Annotated in this window: 11 protein-coding genes; 3 read left to right on the forward strand and 8 right to left on the reverse strand. The window is 35.4% G+C overall.

Annotated features, from left to right (window positions below):
- Window positions 1-15: 15 nt before the first annotated feature.
- From PMI10_RS09680 to PMI10_RS09715, 8 genes are all read right to left on the reverse strand, one after another.
- Window positions 16-2,019: a glycoside hydrolase family 97 protein gene (locus PMI10_RS09680; RefSeq protein WP_007807184.1), complete on the reverse strand. Its 2,004-nt coding sequence runs from the start codon at window positions 2,017-2,019 to the stop codon at window positions 16-18.
- A 78-nt stretch (window positions 2,020-2,097) separates the two neighbouring features.
- Window positions 2,098-4,497 (reverse strand): glycoside hydrolase family 31 protein, encoded by a 2,400-nt coding sequence (locus tag PMI10_RS09685; RefSeq protein ID WP_007807186.1) that lies wholly within the window; start codon window positions 4,495-4,497, stop codon window positions 2,098-2,100.
- Window positions 4,498-4,526: 29 nt separating this feature from the next.
- On the reverse strand, window positions 4,527-7,013 hold the full coding sequence (locus PMI10_RS09690) for a glycoside hydrolase family 2 TIM barrel-domain containing protein (protein WP_007807188.1): 2,487 nt from the start codon (window positions 7,011-7,013) through the stop codon (window positions 4,527-4,529).
- Between the two features lie 133 nt (window positions 7,014-7,146).
- Window positions 7,147-8,016 (reverse strand): hypothetical protein, encoded by an 870-nt coding sequence (locus tag PMI10_RS09695; RefSeq protein WP_157489762.1) that lies wholly within the window; start codon window positions 8,014-8,016, stop codon window positions 7,147-7,149.
- A gap of 18 nt (window positions 8,017-8,034) precedes the next feature.
- A complete protein-coding gene (locus tag PMI10_RS09700) occupies window positions 8,035-9,639 on the reverse strand; it encodes a RagB/SusD family nutrient uptake outer membrane protein (protein WP_007807194.1) in 1,605 nt (534 codons plus the stop codon).
- A 12-nt stretch (window positions 9,640-9,651) separates the two neighbouring features.
- Window positions 9,652-12,738, reverse strand: a complete 3,087-nt coding sequence (locus PMI10_RS09705) for a SusC/RagA family TonB-linked outer membrane protein (protein WP_007807196.1) — start codon at window positions 12,736-12,738, stop codon at window positions 9,652-9,654.
- A 49-nt stretch (window positions 12,739-12,787) separates the two neighbouring features.
- On the reverse strand, window positions 12,788-14,110 hold the full coding sequence (gene xylA, locus PMI10_RS09710; protein ID WP_007807197.1) for a xylose isomerase: 1,323 nt from the start codon (window positions 14,108-14,110) through the stop codon (window positions 12,788-12,790).
- Window positions 14,111-14,122: 12 nt separating this feature from the next.
- Complete coding sequence (locus PMI10_RS09715; RefSeq protein WP_007807198.1) at window positions 14,123-15,616, reverse strand: xylulokinase; 1,494 nt, start codon at window positions 15,614-15,616, stop codon at window positions 14,123-14,125.
- A 388-nt stretch (window positions 15,617-16,004) separates the two neighbouring features.
- Between PMI10_RS09715 and PMI10_RS09720 the strand changes: the two genes are divergently transcribed.
- The 3 genes from PMI10_RS09720 (at window position 16,005) to lepA (ending at window position 19,440) form a co-directional block, all read left to right on the forward strand.
- A complete protein-coding gene (locus PMI10_RS09720; protein ID WP_007807200.1) occupies window positions 16,005-16,721 on the forward strand; it encodes an NUDIX hydrolase in 717 nt (238 codons plus the stop codon).
- Between the two features lie 22 nt (window positions 16,722-16,743).
- Window positions 16,744-17,478, forward strand: coding sequence for an NUDIX hydrolase (locus tag PMI10_RS09725; RefSeq protein WP_007807201.1), 735 nt, complete (start codon window positions 16,744-16,746; stop codon window positions 17,476-17,478).
- A gap of 165 nt (window positions 17,479-17,643) precedes the next feature.
- Complete coding sequence (gene lepA, locus PMI10_RS09730) at window positions 17,644-19,440, forward strand: translation elongation factor 4 (RefSeq protein ID WP_007807203.1); 1,797 nt, start codon at window positions 17,644-17,646, stop codon at window positions 19,438-19,440.
- The last annotated feature ends 278 nt before the right edge of the window (window positions 19,441-19,718 follow it).

Consider the following 19,718-nt stretch of genomic DNA (forward strand, 5'->3'; position numbering starts at 1 on the left):
AATCTCTACAATAAATTATATTTTTTTAAATCGGATTGCTGTTCCGCCAGCACCACCTAAATGTAATTTTAATGAATCTGAAGCTTTAACTGTTTTCTTAGAAATTGCTACTGCAGATGGATTATGCGTTTCATCAGTTCCTTCAGCATCAGCATAAATCTGAGCTTCATAAGTTACTTTTGGATCTAAAAATGATAACGAAACTTCTACATCACGAGCATTTTCATTTGTAATACTTCCTAAATACCAATCAGCACTATTTCTGTCTTTACGGGCTGTTGTGATGTATTGTCCAATTTTTCCATCCAGTACTTTAGTATCTTCCCAATCTGTTGGAACATCTTTTAAGAATTGCAATGCCGGTTTTCCTTCGTAATTTTCAGGAAGATCGGCCATCATCTGGATTGGGGCGTAAATTGTTACATACAATGCCAATTGCTGTGCTGTTGTACCATGAACTCTTTTTCCGGGATAACCTTGTTTTACCTCAACATCAAAAATTCCCGGTGTAAAATCCATTGGTCCTGAAAGTAATCTTGTAAAAGGAATAATAGTCAAATGACTTGGCGGATTTCCTTCGCTCCATGCATTATATTCTTGTCCTCTCGCTGCTTCTCTTGAAACCATGTTTGGATAAGTACGACGTTCACCTGTGTCTTTTATTGACTCGTGGTATAAAACTGCTAAATCATATTCGGCTGCTTTTTCTAAAATATATCTGAAATAATTCACTCCAAATTGTCCAAAGTGCCACTCTTTCATATTTAATTTAGAACCAACGTGGCCAATTTTAACCGAGTGCATTCCTAATTTTTTATACAATGCAAAACCTTCATCTACTTCTTTTAAGTAATTAATCAGGTTTGATCCTGTTTCATGATACCCGATAAGTGCTACGTCTTTTTGTTTTCCGTATTCTACCACTTTTTCTAAATCGAAATTATCGGCACTTTTTGTAAAACTAAACATGTGCATTTTGTTTTCATACCATGCAGGTGTCCAGCCTTTGTTCCAGCCTTCGATCAATAAATGATGAAACCCTTCTTTGGCAGTAAAATCAATATATTCCTCAGCATGTTTGGTCGTTGCTCCTTGTTTATCGCTTTCCCAAAATGTATATTTTCCAATGTGCATTCCCCACCAGATCCCAAAATATTTGTATGGTTTGAAGTAGCTTGTGTTCTTTAATTTATTTGGTTCATTTAAATTCAAAATCAAATAAGAAGTAATTAAATCTGCTGGTTTTTCTCCAATTTGAATCGTTCTCCAGGAAGAAGTAAAAGTGTCTTTTACGCGAACTTTTACACCATCAGCCCATGGCACCAAATCAGATTTAAGTTCAGTTCCTTTAGTATTTACCAAAGTCATACTTGCAAAATCTACCAGATTTGCTTCGTGAAAACTCAATGCCAATCCGCTTTTACTTTCTATAGTAAGTGGTGTCAAAACTGTATCAAGTGTACTAACCGGAGCATCTTTAAAAAGATATTCGTCGCGATTTTCTCTATTTGCCGGAATCCACCATGCCTTCCCATCTTCTTTTAGATTGAAAGTCGTTTTTTCATCCATAATAAAAATGCTGTCTTTTACATTTTGTTTTGGATAAACATATCTAAAGGCAACCCCATCATCAAAAGCACGAAACTGAATCTCAAGCTTACGTTTATTTTTTCCTTTTTGCTGTAGTTCAACCACTAATTGATTGTAGTGATTTCTGATATTTTTCTTTTCTCCCCAAACCTGTTCCCAAGTTTCATCAAAAGAAGTATTTTTTACATTTTTGATTTCAAAATTAGAACTCAAATCTTCATTGCCTTTCAATAAAAATCCCATATCAGATCGTGTAATTACTTCAGTCTTACCGTGCGAAACAGCATATTTTGGAGCATTTTTCACCAATTCGAACTTTATTATGTTCTGTCCATTTGGCGAAGCCAGTTCATAAGCATTTTTATTTTTTTGGCTATAACCAATCGCAATGGAAAGCAGTACAGTAGAAAGGATTAAATGTTTTTTCATGGTATTATTTTTTAAATCGTATTATATAAATCGGGTGATGGGGATTCACCCGATTTAAAAAACTAAACTAAACAAAACCTATTTTAGCCACTCGGTTTTAAAAGTGGTTTTCCCGGTTAATGCATTTGGTGCAACTTCAAAATTGTTTCCTTTTTTGGTAACCGTAATTTCCTGAACAGCATCCCCATTTGGCAAAAATACTTTTGCTGATGCTGAAGTTGTTTTGTCACTGGCAAACACTTTAAGTGTTAATTTGCTCCAATCCATATCTTTGGTTGATTGAGCCAAACCAATATGCGGCAAGGCAGTTCCATCTTTTACCAAAACTACAATTGGCACTTCGCCGGCTTTAATTTTATGCCATCCCCCTTCGTATACTTTTTTAGTCTGGTAATCTATCCAGGTGCCTGCCGGAAGGTAAACGTCTCTCTCCGTTACTTCTTCAAACAATGGGGCAACCAACATACTTGAACCAAATAAATATTCATTATCAACTAACCACGCTCCCGGATCGTTTGGATATTCTACAAATAAAGCACGCATCATTGGTAATCCTTTTTGAGAACTTTCTTTTGCCTGTGCATAGATGTATGGCATTAATTCGTAACGCATATTATCTGCTTTTCTAAATCCTTCAAGGAAATCTTTACTGTATAACCATGGTTCGCGTGGAGGTTCTCCGTGGCTTCTTACGTGTGAAGTAAACATCCCAAATGGAGCCCATCTTCTGTATAAATTCTCAGGTGATTTAGTTGCAAATCCTCCAACATCATGACTCCAAAAACTGAATCCGCTTAATCCTAATGAAAGTCCGCCTCTTAATTCGGCAGACATTGCTCCATTACTTGTTTCGGCATCACCACCCCAGTGTAAAGGGTAACGCTGGCTTCCTGCCCAAGTACTTCTTGCCCAGATTAATGTGTATCCTTTTTCTTTCTGAGTAATTTCGGCAACAGCTTTATTGTAGCGTAACGGGTATAAATTATGCTCGTAGAAACCAGTGCGTCCTGAATGATAAATTCCGTCCGGCGGAGCAGCTTCTCCAAAATCTACTTTAAAAACAGAAACTCCCTGATCGAATAAACGTTTCAATTTGGCCTGATACCATGTTACTGTTTCAGGATTTGAGAAATCTAAAACGGCATCTTCATAAGGCAGATTTCCTTTACGGTCTCTTACCGCTAAATTTTTATCCATGATTTCATTGAACAATGTGTTTTTTGGAGTGAAATAAGGCAGCTGCCATAAACAAACATGAAAACCATCATCTTTCAAATCAGACATCATTTTTTCAGCATCCGGGAAACGGGCTTTTGCAAATTCATAATTGTTTCTCCAGTCTACATCAAACCAACCTGTATCAAAATGAATTACATCGGTTGGAATTTTATATTTACGTAAATCTTTTGCTACTTCGCGGCCTTCTTTTTCAGAAAAATACGTAATACGGCTCATCCAGAAACCAAATGACCAAAGTGGCGGCATTGCTGCTTTTCCAGTCAAATCAGTATATTGATCTAATATGTCTTTTGGCTCTCCGATGAAGAAAAATAAATCGGCTTCATCATCTCCAATATACATTTCGTTTGCACTTCCAAAATATCTTCCAAAATCAACTGTAATTGGTGTTGAATGATGCATAAAGACACCATAACCACGGCTGCTCATATAAAACGGAACTGGCTTGTACATGGTTTCATTTTGGATTCCGTTGGCGTCATCTGCCCACAAAACTACTTTTTGTCCGCGTTTGTTGAATTGTGTGAAAGATTCTCCACAACCAAATATTTTTTCATCAGGTTCTAAGCTGAAAGCTGCACCCATACTCCTTGAATAATCGCTGTTCCTGCGTACATATGAGAACGGAAGTGATGGTGTATATCCGTTTGCGAAATCAGAATTATGAAGTGTGCTTGTTAGCAGCTTTCCTTTTTCATCATAGATTTTTATATGCCATGGCTTTGATAAAATCTCAACAACGCCATGTTTGCTGGTATATTTATGGCCTCCTTCCATCTTAGAATATTTCCATAATTCCGGGTGATTTGGAGCAACACCATCAACCAACATTAGAGATTCTTTCTGGGGATGGAATTGAGGCCCTGAAGTTGTTTTAATTCGGATTGTTCTGTCTGAAACAAATTGAATTTCAAAAGGTAAAAGTGGTGAAACTTCATATTCAGTAGTAGGAAACTCATTTGCCACAACTGTATCAGGTTTCATCATCATGTTGTTGAAAGCCTGACGTGTTTTATAATTATAGCGCAAATACTTTATAGTTCCTTTTCCTGTTACAGGGTCAAAACTTGTTAGCTCATCTGCAAAATAAAAGGTATTCAAATAATTTTGAAAATCTTTGCTGATATCTATTGGAGCATTAAGCACATCTGCATTTTGAATTTGTGCGGACGCTTTTGGCGAAAGCAACAAACCAAAACCCATGAATAGAGACAAGGAAACTATCTGTATTTTTTTCATTGTGTGTTTTTAGTGTTATTTATTTGTTTTTATTCTGCTGTAATTACAACTGTACTTTGTTTTAATCCATTCGCTTTAGCAGTTAATTCTAATCTTCCGGTTTTTTTGCCAGACTGAATAACAACTAAACATTTTCCGTTTAAAGCGGTATGTTTTGATCCTTTATATGATTCATGACTTACCGGATCTCCACTACAAACACCTACAATTTTTCCGTTTCCTTTTAATGAAAAATTAATTTCATTATTGGCATTTGGAACCAAGACTCCTTTTGAATCTAAAATATCAACTATTACAAATGACAAATCATTTCCGTCTGCTTTAATCGCACTTCTGTCAGCCGTAAGTTTTAAGTTTGATGCGTTCCCTGCTGTTTTGATTTCACTCTCTAAAACTGTTTTTCCGTTTTTACGGGAAATTGCTTTTAGTGTTCCGGGCTGAAAAGGAATTCTCCACATTACGTGTAAATCATCTCCTTTTTTACTTCTAACTCCGACTGATTTTCCGTTAAGGAATAATTCCACTTCATCAGCATTATTATAGTAGGCCCAAACATCAACATTTTGACCTGCTTTCCAGTTCCAATGCGGGAAAATATGTAAAACGTTTTTATCTGTCCATTCACTTTGGTACATATAATAAACGTCTTTTGGAAAACCTGCTAAATCTACAATTCCGAAATACGAACTAATAGACGGCCACTCATATGGAGTTGGTTCACCAATATAATCGAAACCTGTCCAGATGTACATTCCGGAAAGATAATCGTGTTTTTTAATAATTTTCCAGGTTGCTTCGTGTGTAGAACCCCATGGTGCCTGAACCTGATCGTAAGCGGATACTGTATTGCCCGGATTTCCTTCTGTAAATTTCAGGTCCCATCTTACCGGCCATTTTTTAATCGAATCTGAATTGTTGTCATAATAACCACGAGTTTCTAAAGCTGATGTTGTTTCGGTTGCAATGAACGGAATTCCAGGGAAATTTTTTTTATGATGCGCATAAGTCTGATGTGCATAATTGTATCCGATAAGATCTAACACTCCCGATTTTGCGATGGCATTAAATTGAACATTCTTTTGTTCAAATTGCAGGGTTACTTCATCAATATTCATATTAACCGGCGGATTCATGGCCGCTGTAATTGGTCGTGTTTTATCGTATTGACGTGTAATGGCGGCTAATTCTTTTGCAATTATTACCCCACTTTCGTCCCATTGCTGTGGAATTTCATTCCCGATACTCCACACAAAAATACTTGGATGATTTCGGTCACGCAGTAATTGATCGATTAAATCTTTTTTGTGCCATTTGTCCCAATCATTACCATAATCATATTTGGTTTTGTTTTGTTTCCACATATCAAAAGCTTCATCCATTACGATGAAACCCATTTTATCGCAAAGGTCCAAAAGCTCAGGAGCAGGCGGATTATGAGAAGTCCTGATTCCGTTTACACCCATTCCTTTCAGGATTTCCAACTGACGTTCAATTGCACGTGTATTGATTGCAGAGCCTAATGGACCTAAATCGTGGTGCATGCAGACTCCTTTTATTTTAACTTGTTTTCCGTTTAAAATAAATCCTTTGTCAACATCAAATTTAAAATCCCTGATTCCGAAATTGGTTTTGTATTGATCAACGATTTTATCGTCAACCGAAATTTCAGTAACGGCTGTATACAATTCCGGTTTTTCAACAGACCATAAAACAGGCGTTTCAACTTGTGCTTGTTGTTTAATTGTTTGACTGGCATTTGCGCCGATCGTTATATCTTGGGTAACCGATGTTACTTTAGTGTCTTCTTTAAAAATAGTAGTGGTTACTGTTGCTTTTTTTGAAGCCGGATTTTGATTCTGAATCGTAGTTTCGAATTGTACCGATGCTTTTTCAGCAGTAACTTTTGGTGTTGTCACATAAGTTCCCCATTGTGCAACATGCAATTTATCTGTAGTTTCAATCCAGACATTTCTAAAAATTCCTGAACCTGAATACCAACGTGAATTTGGTTGTTTTGAATTGTCTACCTTTACAATAATTTCATTGTTTTTATCTCCATAATTTAAGTATGGCGACATTTCATATTGAAAACTGATATATCCGTTTGGACGTTTTCCTAAATAATGTCCGTTTACCCAGACTTCGCTGTTTCTGTAAACCCCATCAAAAATAATTGATGTTACTTTACTACTGTCAGCTGCAGCAACTTTGAATGTTTTTTTGTACCAGCCTAAACCACCGGTAAGTGCTCCTCCTCCATATCCTGCAGGGCTTTTTTCGTCAAATTTCCCTTCAACACCCCAATCATGAGGAACATCTAAAGTACGCCATTTTGTTGAAGATGTAATGGTATCCTTATCAATAATACTATCATTTAAATGAAAACTCCAATCAGAATTAAAAGAAACTTTTCGGTTGCTAAAAGCCTCTTCTTTCTTGTTGCAGGAATCAAATAAAATGACTCCGACTAACATTAATAATGATAACCCGCTGCTAAAATATTTTCTTTTATCCATTGGTACTCTGTATTTCTTTTGTAAATTAAGTTAGAGATAAAGTTACAATTCCTTCCCTAACTTGAAATATTGAAAGCCTCAGTTTAAAAAACATTAGAAATGTTTTAAAACTGAGACTTTTCAAATTAAACTATTATTGTTTTACTACTAAATGGTAAATCAAATAATCACCGTCTGCTCTAATAGCTATAAAAGCCAAAGTTGTTTCGGTAAGTTCTACAATTTGCACATTAGTAAAACTAAATGAAGAACTAAAATAGCTTGCTCCGCTTGGATGCAGCATTTCTACCCCTCCGTTAAAAGCAATTCTGTCATTTGTTGAACCTGTTGTAAGGTTAAAATTAAAAGTCCCTGTTTTAGTTGTTTGTACAGTACTTCCAGCTGTTGGATCAGTTTGTTTTACTGAAACATTGTAACCTCCGTTAAGGTCAAAAGTAACTTCACCCCAATCTTTGTTTTCTAAACCTGCCCATGAAATATCAGAAAGATTTGGCCACCAGCCATGACCACTTACTGCAATATTTTGGTAAGATGCCGGTTTTCCAATAAACTCAAGAGGTGCAGTCATGTATAAAACCCATGTTTTACCATTAACTCCGTTGGTTAGGAAATTCCATCTTTCATCACTAAAATAAGTATCATCATTTTGAGCGATATTAACAGTTACAGGAGCAGCATCTATAGCACCTCCTCTTGTATAGGCAGTGTAATAAACCGTGTATTTCCCTGCGAAAGGAAAAGTAATTTTATCCTCGTTTTTGTTAGAATGCCCTAATTCATTTCCATTTCCGTCAACATATTTCCAATATGGAATTACGGCAGGGTCTTCGTTCTTTAAAATTACTTCATTAGTATTTGCAGTGTTCTGTGTTACAGAAAACTTAATTGTTTCAGGTGTAAGCCCTATTGCAGGCAAACTCTCGCGATCTTCAACGGGTTCACATGAAAACATTAATGAACCGATGGTTACGGCAGCTATTAAAATATATAGTATACGTTTCATAATCATTTTGTTTTTTAGTTAGTTCCAGCCAGGATTTTGAGTAATAGTACCATTCGAAAGAACGATTTGAGATTGTGGTAATGGGAACCAGCCTAAGGTTTCTGTTCTAAATGTTACATTAAATTGAGAATCAGTAGCTGTATTATCAATTGCAGCTTTAGCTACATCAGTCCCTTTTCTGATTAAATCAAAATAACGTAATCCTTCAAGAGCTAATTCTAATCTGCGTTCTTTCATAATAATATCCATTGTAAGATCAGCACTTAAAATTCTGTGCGCTGTATCTTTAAATGCTCTATCTCGAACTCTATTTAAATCAGCTGCAGCTAATGTCTGATTTGTTCCTAAATTTAATTCGGCAGCCATCAGCAATACATCTGCAAAACGAATAATAGCGTAATCCTGATAGTTATCAATTTGGAAATTCCCTCCATTTGCTTCTACAATACTTACACCTGCATCATTGGTGATCGGGCAATATTTTTTCCATGAATATCCGGTATATTGACGTTGTTCTCTTGCTATAGGATCAAAATTTAATGGACTCCCTTTATAGGTTTCATTAGCATAATCAATAAATGATGCACTTTTACGGGTATCCCCTGTAATATACTCACCAACTAATTTTGGATTAACAGTTGCTCCTCCCCATCCTGAAGCATAAGGTCCGATAGCTCCTCCACGTGGTGCAATATTTACCTGAAAACGGTTTCCTTCATTCAAATTCCAGTCTCCTTTTCCTGAACCGTTAAAACGAACAGCCCAAACCATTTCTGTATTATCTTCTCCTGCAAAATTTGCGAAAGAGGCAGCCAGCCAAAGATTAGCAAAATCAGAAACCAAACCGTGTCCACTATTAGTTACCACATCATTTATATAAGTAATTGCCTGTGCTTTGGTTACTACACCTGCCAAATCAGCTTTTTTATAATAATCGGTATAGAATAAAAATGTTCTTGCTAAATAAGCTTCGGCAGCCCATTTTGTAATACGACCATAATTAGCATTTCCTGATTGAGAATAATTGTCATTATTTAAATTATCCGCAGCAAATTTTAAATCATTAGCGATTAAAGCATAAGTAACCTCAGCCGCCTGTCTTGGCAATTGAAATTCGCTTGCTGAAGTGGTATGATCTAAAGGAATAATATCCCCGAACATTTTAGCAGCCTGAAAATGAAAGTGTGCTCTTAAAAAACGTGCCTCGGCTTCGTATCTGGTTTTAAGGGCTGTATTAGTTCCCCAATCTACTTTGTTTAGGTTTTCTAATAAAATGTTAGCTCTGTAAATTCCTAAATAAGAGTTTTTCCAGGCATCCATGTTCATCTCTTTGTTACTAACAAATAAAAAACGGTCCCATTCGATATCTGACTGTGCATCAGCAATACCATATCCTCCAAAACAATCATCAGAAGCCTGTTCGCTAATTAATAAAGGTCCTCCGTAAGCTTCGCGTTGCAATACATCATAAACAGCAACTAATCCTTCGAAAGCATCAGCCGGTGTTTTATAAAAATTCTCTTCCACTATAGTTGTAGAAGGTTCTGTATCCAGAAAATCATCTGAACAAGCTCCTAAAACAAACAAGCTTGACACAGCAAATAATTTTATATATTTTTTCATCGTTTTCATAATTTAAAAGTTAACATTAAGACCCATCATGTATGTTCTTGGCTGTGGATAATATCCTACGTCGATTCCTCTAGCCCAAGACTGATTACTGTTTCCAAATCCAATTTCCGGATCCATACCTTTGTATTTTGTAAAAGTAAATAAGTTATTGGCGGCCACATACAATCTGAATTTGCTAAAGAAAGTCAGTTTTGATGTCAGTTTTGTTAAATCACAACCTAAAGTAGCACTTTTGATTCTGAAGAAATCTGCATTTTGAACATATAAATCTGAAAATTTAGTATAGTTTCCATTACTATCTGTTCCGTAAGTAACTCTTGGAACTCTGTTAGAGCTGCCTTCTGTTGTCCATCTGTTTAAAACATCAGTAGTATAGTTAGTGTATCCACGTGTAGGATCATGAATTCCCAAAACATTCTGGCTTCCTGCTACTCCATAAGTATTAATAGTAAAGTCAAACGCTTTGTATGAAAGATCAAAATTTAAGCCATAGGTAAAATCAGGGTTTGGATCTCCAATTTTGGTTTTATCATTTGCATCAATTTTCCCGTCACCATTTAAATCTACAAAACGAACATCTCCGGGTTGTGCAGCTGGCTGTGCACCTGCAGCAACCTCAGCTGCATTTTGAAATATTCCGTTTGTTTTTAATCCGTAGAAATAACCTATTGGCTGTCCTACCTCTACACGGTTTAACTCGTCTGTTCCCTGAAATAACAAGTTAGGATCTCCATGAATAATTCCTTCACTGTTTGCTACTCTTATTACTTCATTTTCGTTATGAGAAATATTTCCGTTTACAGAAAAATTCCAGTCTTTTCCAAATTTGGTATGGTATGCCAAAGCAAATTCGACACCTCTGTTTCTAATATCACCTCCATTAATATAAGGTGCTGTAGCTCCTGCATAAACTGGTATAGAGGCCAAAACCAACCAGTCTTTTGTCTTTTTATCGTAGTAATCAAACGTTATTGTAAAATTATTAAATAAAGTAGCATCAAAACCAAAATCTGTTTGTTCTGATGTTTCCCATTTTAAATCAGGGTTTGAAAGTTGGTTAGGGCTTGAACCCGTTTGCAGAGTTTCTGTTCCTGTTCCGAAATGGTAACTTTTATTGTATGAGCTAATAGTTGACATATAAGAAAAAGCAGGAATCTGATCATTACCATTTTGCCCCCAGCTTGCTCTTAGTTTTAAATTATTTACCACTTTGCTCTCTGGAAAAAAGTCACGATCAACATTCCAACCTGCAGAAACAGCTGGAAAATAACCATATCTGTTTGAAGATGCAAAGTTTGATGAACCGTCTCTTCTTAAAGTTGCCGTAAATAAATATTTGTTGTTAAAGTCATACAACAGACGTCCAAAATAAGATTGAATTCCGTAATCTGCACGATTTCCTTTTACTGTATTTGATGTCTGATCTGTAGCATTGCTTAAGTAAGCATGTGAAAAATCGTCAAAAATCAAATTTTTCCCTGTTCCTTCCATATAATCTGAAGTATTCTTTTTAGCAGAAGTACCTACTAATACATCAAAATTATGCAGATTATTCAATGTAGCTTTATATTGTATTGTATTTTCAAATATCCACCCTAATGATTTTGTTGCATTTTGTGTAACACTTGAAACTGTATTATTATCGTTTGAAGAAAGAGAATAAACCGGTCTGAAAGAACGATAGTTACTATCTGACATATCAATACCAAAACTAGTTCTGTAAGTAAAGTTTCTTAAGAATTTTAATTCTGCAAAAATATTTCCAACGTAACGATTTACTTTAGTTTCATTAAAATTATTGTAATATAATGATCCTAAAGGGTTACTGATATCTGCTGAGATAGACGAATGTGCAAAATCGCCATTGGCATCATAAGCAGGATCAACTGGTGCTGCATTTAAGAAGCTTCTGATAGCATTACTATAAATTCCCTGATCCGCTACTCCTGAGCTTTTAATATTAGCAAACGAAAAATTTTCCCCAATTTTCAAATGTCCTTCAATAACTTCTGAAGTTGAATTTACATTAAATGTAATACGATCATATTGCGATTGGCTTGTTGCGCCTCCAATCATTCCTTCTTGTCCGTAATATGACAATCCGGTAGCAATTGTTGATTTTTTATCACCACCTGTAATTGTAAGGGAGTGATTTTGTTTTATAGCGCCTTCTTTAAACAAATCATCCTGCCAGTCATGATTTGGTAATGCGGCAACTTGTGCTTGTGTATATAATGGCGTATATCCGGAATTTACACGAGCCTCATTCATAATAGTAGTATACTCCTGTGTATTTAATAAATCTAATTTTTTAGCAACTCTTTGAAAACCTGCATAACTATTAAATGACACATTCATTTTTCCATCTTTTCCCTTTTTTGTAGTTACTAAAATAACTCCATTTGCGGCTCTTGCACCATATATAGATCCTGCAGAAGCATCTTTTAGTACGTCCATTCTTTCTATGGAAGATGGGTCAAGATATCCGATTCCGTTATCAACAACTACTCCATCTACTACATAAAGAGGAGTGCTGTTTCCGGCTGTTCCAACTCCACGAATGTTTACTGCCATTCCAGCTCCCGGCTGTCCTGAAGTTGATGTAACATTAACCCCGGATGCCTGGCCTTGCAAAGCATTTACAACATCAAGGCTCGAAACTTGCTGAACATCTTTACCTGACACTAAAGATGTAGCTGCTGTATTTACCTTTTTCTTTTGAGTACCGTATCCAATTACGACAATCTCTTTAAGTTCGTTTGATTCTGTTTGTAATACAACATTAATTGTTTTTTGAGCTCCTACAGTTATACGCTGGGTTTTAAATCCCATAAAACTGATTACAATTACGTCACCTGTTTTTGCTTCTACTTTAAATAATCCGTCAAAATCAGTTGAAGTGCCTGATTTTGTTCCTTGGACAATAACGCTGGCACCGGGAACTCCCATTCCGTCCTCTGACGATGTCACTTTTCCACTAACAGTTTTGGATTGGTCTTGGGCAAATCCAGACTGCATTATAAAAACACTGAACAGCAGCGCCATAAAAAATGGAAGCTTTGTTGTTTTAATACAATATTTGCTTTTCATAATAATTAATAATTTGGTTAAATTTATTGTTAGTCCTTTTTAATCTAAATTAATACGCATTCGAGATAATTTGTTCAAATAATTCTTGTCTTCCGCTGATAGGTTTAGGCTCTCCGTTTGCACGCGCAATATTACTCAGGTCTTCTAAAGAAAGTTCTCCTTTTTCAAACTTAGCACCATTTCCAGCGTCAAACGATCCGTAACGTTCTGAACGTAATTTTTTGTAATCTGTATTCTGTAAAATATGATCCGCAACGATTAATCCTCTTGCAAAAACATCCATTCCTGAAACGTGTGCAATAAATTTATCTTCCAGATCAATTGAGTTTCTTCTTACTTTAGCATCAAAATTGATTCCGCCACCCTGAATTCCGCCACCTTCAAGGATAACCAACATAGCCTGTGTAACTTCCTGAAGATTTATTGGGAATTGATCCGTATCCCATCCATTTTGATAATCACCACGATTTGCATCTATGCTGCCTAACATTCCAGCATCAACTGCAACCTGTAATTCATGTTCGAAAGAGTGTCCGGCAAGTGTCGCATGGTTCACTTCAAGATTTAATTTGAAATCATCCTGAAGTCCGTATTTATTAATGAAACCCAACGAAGTTGCAGCATCAAAATCATATTGATGTTTTGTAGGTTCCATTGGTTTTGGCTCGATTAAAAAGTTTCCTTTAAAACCTTCTTTACGGGCATAATCTTTACAAGTATTCAAGAATCTCCCTAAGTGATCCAATTCTCTTTTCATGTCAGTATTCAAAAGACTCATATATCCTTCGCGACCTCCCCAAAAAACATAATTTTCACCACCAAGTGCAATAGTAGCATCAATAGCAATTTTTGCCTGAGCACCTGCATAAGCTACAACATCAAAATTTGGATTAGTTGAAGCACCGTTCATGTAACGAGGATTACTAAACAAATTTGAAGTTCCCCACAATAGTTTAATACCTGATTCCTGTTGTTTTTGTTTAGCGTATTCAACCATAGTCTGCACACGGATTTCGAATTCTGCCAAAGTTGGCGCATCATCTACCATGTCAACATCATGAAAACAATAATATGGCAAACCTAACTTTGTCATAAATTCAAAAGCCGCATCCATTTTGTCTTTGGCTCTTAAAATAGCATTCTCATTTTTATCCCATGCAAATGTTTCAGTTGAAGCTCCAAACGGATCTCCTCCGGTATTGCATAGCGTGTGCCAATATGCCATAGAAAAACGCAAATGCTCTTTCAATGTTTTTCCTGCAACTACTCGATTCTCATCATACCATTTAAAAGCAAGAGGATTATCACTTTCTCTGCCCTCAAACTTGATAGTATCAATATTTTTAAAATAAGATTGATTCGTTGTACTCATTATTTAGTATAATTATAGTTCTATTTTAATATGATTTTTCCATTCCTGGTATATATCCTGATACCTTGATGTCAATGTTGAATTAGGTTCAATTCGTTCGATACATTTTAATCCATCAAACGCTTCTTCAAGTGAATTATAAAATCCATATCCGTAAGCAGCACCTCTTGCAGCACCTTCTGAACCGGAAGTATTATAAAGTTCTAAAGTAGTTTGAGTAGTATTGGTGAAAATTTCCCTGAAAACGGGACTCAAAAATAAATTTGAATTCCCGGCTCTTACTATATTTCCTGATACACCAACAGATTTCATAACATCAAAACCATAGTTCATGGCAAACACGATACCTTCGCAGGCAGCACGGACCAAATGTGAAGACTGATGAATATTAAAGTTTAGATTCTGAATTCCGGAATTAGCATTTTTATTATTGAAGATACGTTCAACACCATTCCCGAAAGGATAAAAGCGAAGTCCGTTACTTCCCGGTTCAGCTTTTGCAGCCTCGGCATTTAACGCCTCATAAGATATCAGGCCATTTCTGTCTGTTGACATGATTTTACGCAGCCATTGATATAAAATTCCGGAACCGTTGATACAAAGCAAAACACCATTGTTTTTTTGCAATTCTGTATTGTTTACATGCAAAAAAGTATTGACTCTGTTTTGTTTATCGTATGCATCCTGATTACTAACCGCATAAATCACCGCTGAAGTTCCTGCTGTAGTAGCAATTTCTCCAGGTTTCAAAACATTAAGGGATAATGCATTATTTGGCTGATCACCAGCTCTGTAAGTAATTTTTGTATTTAATTCTAATCCTAATTCCTGAGCAATTTCAGGATGGATTGTCGCCTGAATTCCAAAACTTGAAACAATTTCCGGAACAATATCTTCTGACAATCCCATTTGAGAAAGGATTTCAGTTGCTAATTTCCCTTCTGAGAAGTTCCATAAAGCTGCTTCTGATAATCCGGAGGTACTAATTTGAGCTATTTTTGAAAGTTTTGCTGCAATAAAATCGCCCGGAAGCATCATATATTTTGCTTTTTCAAAAATTTCAGGTTCATTGTCTTTAACCCATTTTAATTTTGAAGCGGTAAAATTTCCCGGACTCCCTAAAATTTGTTTCTGACAATTTTCAGAACCCATTTTATTATAAATTTCGTCTCCGATAACAGCTGCGCGGCTGTCACACCAAATAATTGAAGAACGAACCGGATTTAAATTTTCATCGGTTAAAACCAGACCATGCATTTGATAAGCAATTCCAATTCCTGCAATTTTTTTTAAGTCAATGTTTTGATGAGCTCCCAGTTTTTTTATTCCGTCTTTCACATATTGCCACCAGGATTCAGGATCTTGTTCAGCCCATCCAAATTGAGCTGCCAAAATTGGCATTTCAAAATCAGGAACAGTTACGCTACCAACACTTATTCCTTTTTCAGGATTAAATACCGATAACTTAATTGAAGAGCTTCCTAAATCTATTCCTAAAAAAAGCATTTTTTGAATTTTTTAATTACACTTAATTGTTCATCAATTAACTTATAGTCAAAATGCATTTATCTTATGGTTAATTTGACTACAAGTGTAGCACAATTTTTCTATATTAACAAAAATTTAGGTTTATTTTTTTGCAATTACCATAATTCCAGATGCCTTTTTATAAATATAACAAAATATGCCGTAAGTTTTAAATAAATATTATTAATAAAATATCATTTTATTCATTTGACTGACAAAGATTTAAAGGCATTTTTTTAATTAATCACTTTTTAACAATGCTTTTTTTCTTAATATTTAACTTTTTTTTACATTATCAAAAAATATGTCAGTTTATAAGAGTATACTATTACTTTTATTTATTTAATTTGTCAAAATTTTAATAAACATGGTTAATAATTCAGATAATGATACTATTGTGAAAAGCGATCATTCAGCGATGAACGCTATTACAATTGACTGTGTTATTTTTGGTTTTGACAAAGGAAGTCTGGAAGTACTTTTAGTACAGCACGGAGAAGGAATAAGCAAAGGAAAATGGGGGCTTCCAGGAGGATGGATTAATAAAAAAGAAAGTACTGATGATGCTGCTCATCGATTATTAAATGAGTTAACAGCATTAGACCATATCTATCTGGAACAATTGAAAGCCTTTGGAAATCCCGACAGATTCCCGCTTAGACGTGTTATCACTATTGGTTATTATGCCCTAATTAAAAGAGAAGACTATAATATTAAAGCAGGTTTTACGGCATCAGACGCCAAATGGTATAAGATCAATGAAATTCCTGATTTAATATATGATCATAATGAAATCCTGGCTTATAGCCTGCAACATTTACGTAACAGAGTAAAACAGACACCAATTGGGTTCAATCTTTTGCCTGAAAAATTTACTTTATTACAATTAATGCATTTATATGAAGAGATATTAGGAATTGAAATGGATAAATCTAATTTCAGACGAAAAATTCTTCATATGAAATTACTGGTTGCACTTGATGAAAAACAACAGGATGTTTCGCACAGGGCAGCAAAATTGTACAAATTTGATTCAGAGATTTATAAAAAACTTACTGAAAAAGGATTTAATTTTGAATTTTAAAACTCGCTTATAAAAGCAAAAAATGACATTTCAACATTCTAAAAATACTCCAGAAATTGACAAGACAGCTTCAGAAGTTATGAAACCTGTTATAGACGGAATCACGATCGACTGCGTTATATTTGGATTTAACAAAGGAAATCTCGAAGTTCTTTTGGCACATCATGCCGAAGGAGAAAGCATAGGAAAATGGGGACTTCTTGGAGGCTGGTTAAAAAAAGAAGAAAGTTCCGATGATGCGGCACAGCGAATATTGTATGAACTTACCAGTCTTGATAATATCTATCTGGAACAATTAAAAGCTTTTACAGATCCAAATCGTGTAAGCGGAAGAAGAGTAGTTACTATTGGTTATTATACATTAGTAAACAGGGAAGACTATAATGTAAAAGCCGGATTAACCTTAATGGAAGCAACCTGGCACAAAATCAACGAAATACCTGATTTGATTTTTGACCATAACGAAATTTTAGACTTTAGTCTGATGCAATTGCAAAATAGAGTTCGTCAGGCCCCTATTGGTTTTAATCTTCTGCCCGAAAAATTCACATTATTGCAATTAATGCATCTTTATGAAGAAATATTAGGAATTGAATTGGACAAATCAAATTTCCGCAGAAAAATTTTACATATGAAACTGCTCGTTGCATTAGATGAAAAGCAACAGGATGTTTCGCACAGGGCAGCAAAATTATACAAATTTGACCCCGCAATTTACAAAAAACTAACAGAAAAAGGATTCAATTTTGAGTTTTAAAGCTAGTTTTAAATCTCAGAATTTAACTATCGGACAACTACATTCCAGAATCCAAAACTTTGCCCTATCTTTGCGCCTTAATAACATGCTCTACAGCAATTGCTATAGCGTAAATTTATACCCGAAAAAATACTTAAAACTCGTATAGAGAATTGAAATAGAAAAATGAAGAAGATACGTAACTTTTGCATTATTGCACACATTGACCACGGTAAAAGTACACTGGCAGACCGTTTACTTGGCGCCACACAAACCGTTACAGCTCGTGAGGAAAAAGCACAATTGCTTGACAACATGGATCTGGAACGTGAGCGTGGAATTACCATTAAAAGTCACGCCATTCAGATGGAGTACACTTATAAAGGAGAAGAATATATTTTAAATTTAATTGACACTCCCGGTCACGTTGACTTTTCATACGAAGTTTCAAGATCAATTGCTGCCTGCGAAGGTGCCCTTTTGATTGTAGATGCTGCACAAAGCATTCAGGCACAAACGATTTCGAATTTATATTTAGCTTTAGAAAATGATCTGGAAATTATTCCGGTTTTGAATAAAGTAGATTTACCAAGTGCTAATCCTGAAGAAGTTAGTGATGACATTATTGATTTATTAGGATGTAAATTAGAAGATATTATTCATGCTTCCGGAAAAACAGGTTTTGGTGTTGAAAATATTTTGGCAGCCATTATCGAAAAAATCCCGGCTCCAAAAGGAAATGTTGACGAACCGTTACAAGCATTGATTTTTGATTCACATTACAATCCATTTCGTGGAATTGAGGTAATCTTCAGAGTTATGAATGGAGAAATCCGTAAAGGGCAAAAAATTAAATTCATGGCTACCGGCAATGAATATTTTGCTGATGAAGTGGGAACTTTAAAATTGAACCAGGTTCCAAAAAATGTAATTTCTACCGGTGATGTTGGCTATTTAATTTCTGGAATTAAAGAAGCCAAAGAGGTAAAAGTTGGTGATACACTGACAGATGCCAAAACCCCAACTACTAATATGATTACAGGTTTCGAAGATGTAAAACCAATGGTTTTCGCCGGAATTTATCCTGTTGACACGGAAGATTATGAAGATCTGCGTTCTTCTATGGAAAAACTGCAACTGAATGATGCTTCGTTGGTATTTACACCTGAAAGTTCAGCAGCTTTAGGATTTGGTTTCCGTTGTGGATTCTTAGGAATGCTGCACATGGAAATTATTCAGGAGCGTTTAGAACGTGAGTTCGATATGACTGTAATTACTACAGTTCCTAACGTTTCATATTTGGCTTACACCAAAAAAGATCCTGAAACTCCATTTGTAGTAAACAATCCTTCTGACTTACCTGAACCATCTCGTTTAGACAGAGTTGAAGAACCATATATTAAAGCAACCATCATTACAAAAGCTGATTTCGTTGGAAACGTAATGAGTTTATGTATCGAAAAACGTGGTCAAATTACCAATCAAACGTATTTGACTACAGAACGTGTTGAATTGAATTTTGATATGCCTTTGGCTGAGATTGTATTCGATTTTTACGATCGTTTAAAAACAGTTTCCAAAGGTTATGCTTCTTTTGATTACTCTCCAATCGGAATGAGAACTTCAAAACTAGTTAAGCTTGATGTTCTTTTGAATTCTCAGACTGTTGATGCGCTTTCTGCCTTGATCCATGAAGACAATGCATATAACATCGGTAAAAAAATGACCGAGAAATTACGTGAACTGATTCCGAGACAACAATTTGACATTCCGATTCAGGCAGCAATTGGAGCTAAGATTATTGCACGTGAAACTATCAAAGCACTTCGTAAAGACGTTACCGCAAAATGTTATGGTGGAGATATTTCACGTAAGCGTAAATTGCTGGAAAAACAGAAAAAAGGTAAAAAACGTATGAGACAAGTTGGAAATGTTGAAATTCCTCAAGAAGCTTTTATGGCTGTTTTGAAACTTAACGACTAATTCTTTTTAGAAAATAGAAGCAAGAGCAAAGAATATAGACTAACCCAATGACGAAAGTTGTTGGGTTTTTTGTTTTATTTATTTTGACCAATTCAAATATGGATATGGATTATGTAGACGCACTGCTGTGCGCCTCTACGCATATACTGTGAAGATACAGATTGTGGGAAATGATTTTTTTTCCACAACAATTCTTGACACAGATTGTAGAGGCGCACAGCAGTGCGTCTCCACGCAAAGAATTTCAAAAAGAGAAATTTTGTTTTTAGTAATTAAAA

Origin of the sequence: Flavobacterium sp. CF136 (assembly GCF_000282055.1) — a bacterium.
Taxonomy (GTDB): domain Bacteria; phylum Bacteroidota; class Bacteroidia; order Flavobacteriales; family Flavobacteriaceae; genus Flavobacterium.

Coding starts and splice junctions, on each gene's coding strand:
- PMI10_RS09680 (WP_007807184.1), bottom strand. CDS start 2,019: ATGAAAAAACATTTAATCCTTTCTACTGTACTGCTTTCCATTGCGATT.
- PMI10_RS09685 (WP_007807186.1), bottom strand. CDS start 4,497: ATGAAAAAAATACAGATAGTTTCCTTGTCTCTATTCATGGGTTTTGGT.
- PMI10_RS09690 (WP_007807188.1), bottom strand. CDS start 7,013: ATGGATAAAAGAAAATATTTTAGCAGCGGGTTATCATTATTAATGTTA.
- PMI10_RS09695 (WP_157489762.1), bottom strand. CDS start 8,016: ATGAAACGTATACTATATATTTTAATAGCTGCCGTAACCATCGGTTCA.
- PMI10_RS09700 (WP_007807194.1), bottom strand. CDS start 9,639: ATGAAAAAATATATAAAATTATTTGCTGTGTCAAGCTTGTTTGTTTTA.
- PMI10_RS09705 (WP_007807196.1), bottom strand. CDS start 12,738: ATGAAAAGCAAATATTGTATTAAAACAACAAAGCTTCCATTTTTTATG.
- xylA (WP_007807197.1), bottom strand. CDS start 14,110: ATGAGTACAACGAATCAATCTTATTTTAAAAATATTGATACTATCAAG.
- PMI10_RS09715 (WP_007807198.1), bottom strand. CDS start 15,616: ATGCTTTTTTTAGGAATAGATTTAGGAAGCTCTTCAATTAAGTTATCG.
- PMI10_RS09720 (WP_007807200.1), top strand. CDS start 16,005: ATGGTTAATAATTCAGATAATGATACTATTGTGAAAAGCGATCATTCA.
- PMI10_RS09725 (WP_007807201.1), top strand. CDS start 16,744: ATGACATTTCAACATTCTAAAAATACTCCAGAAATTGACAAGACAGCT.
- lepA (WP_007807203.1), top strand. CDS start 17,644: ATGAAGAAGATACGTAACTTTTGCATTATTGCACACATTGACCACGGT.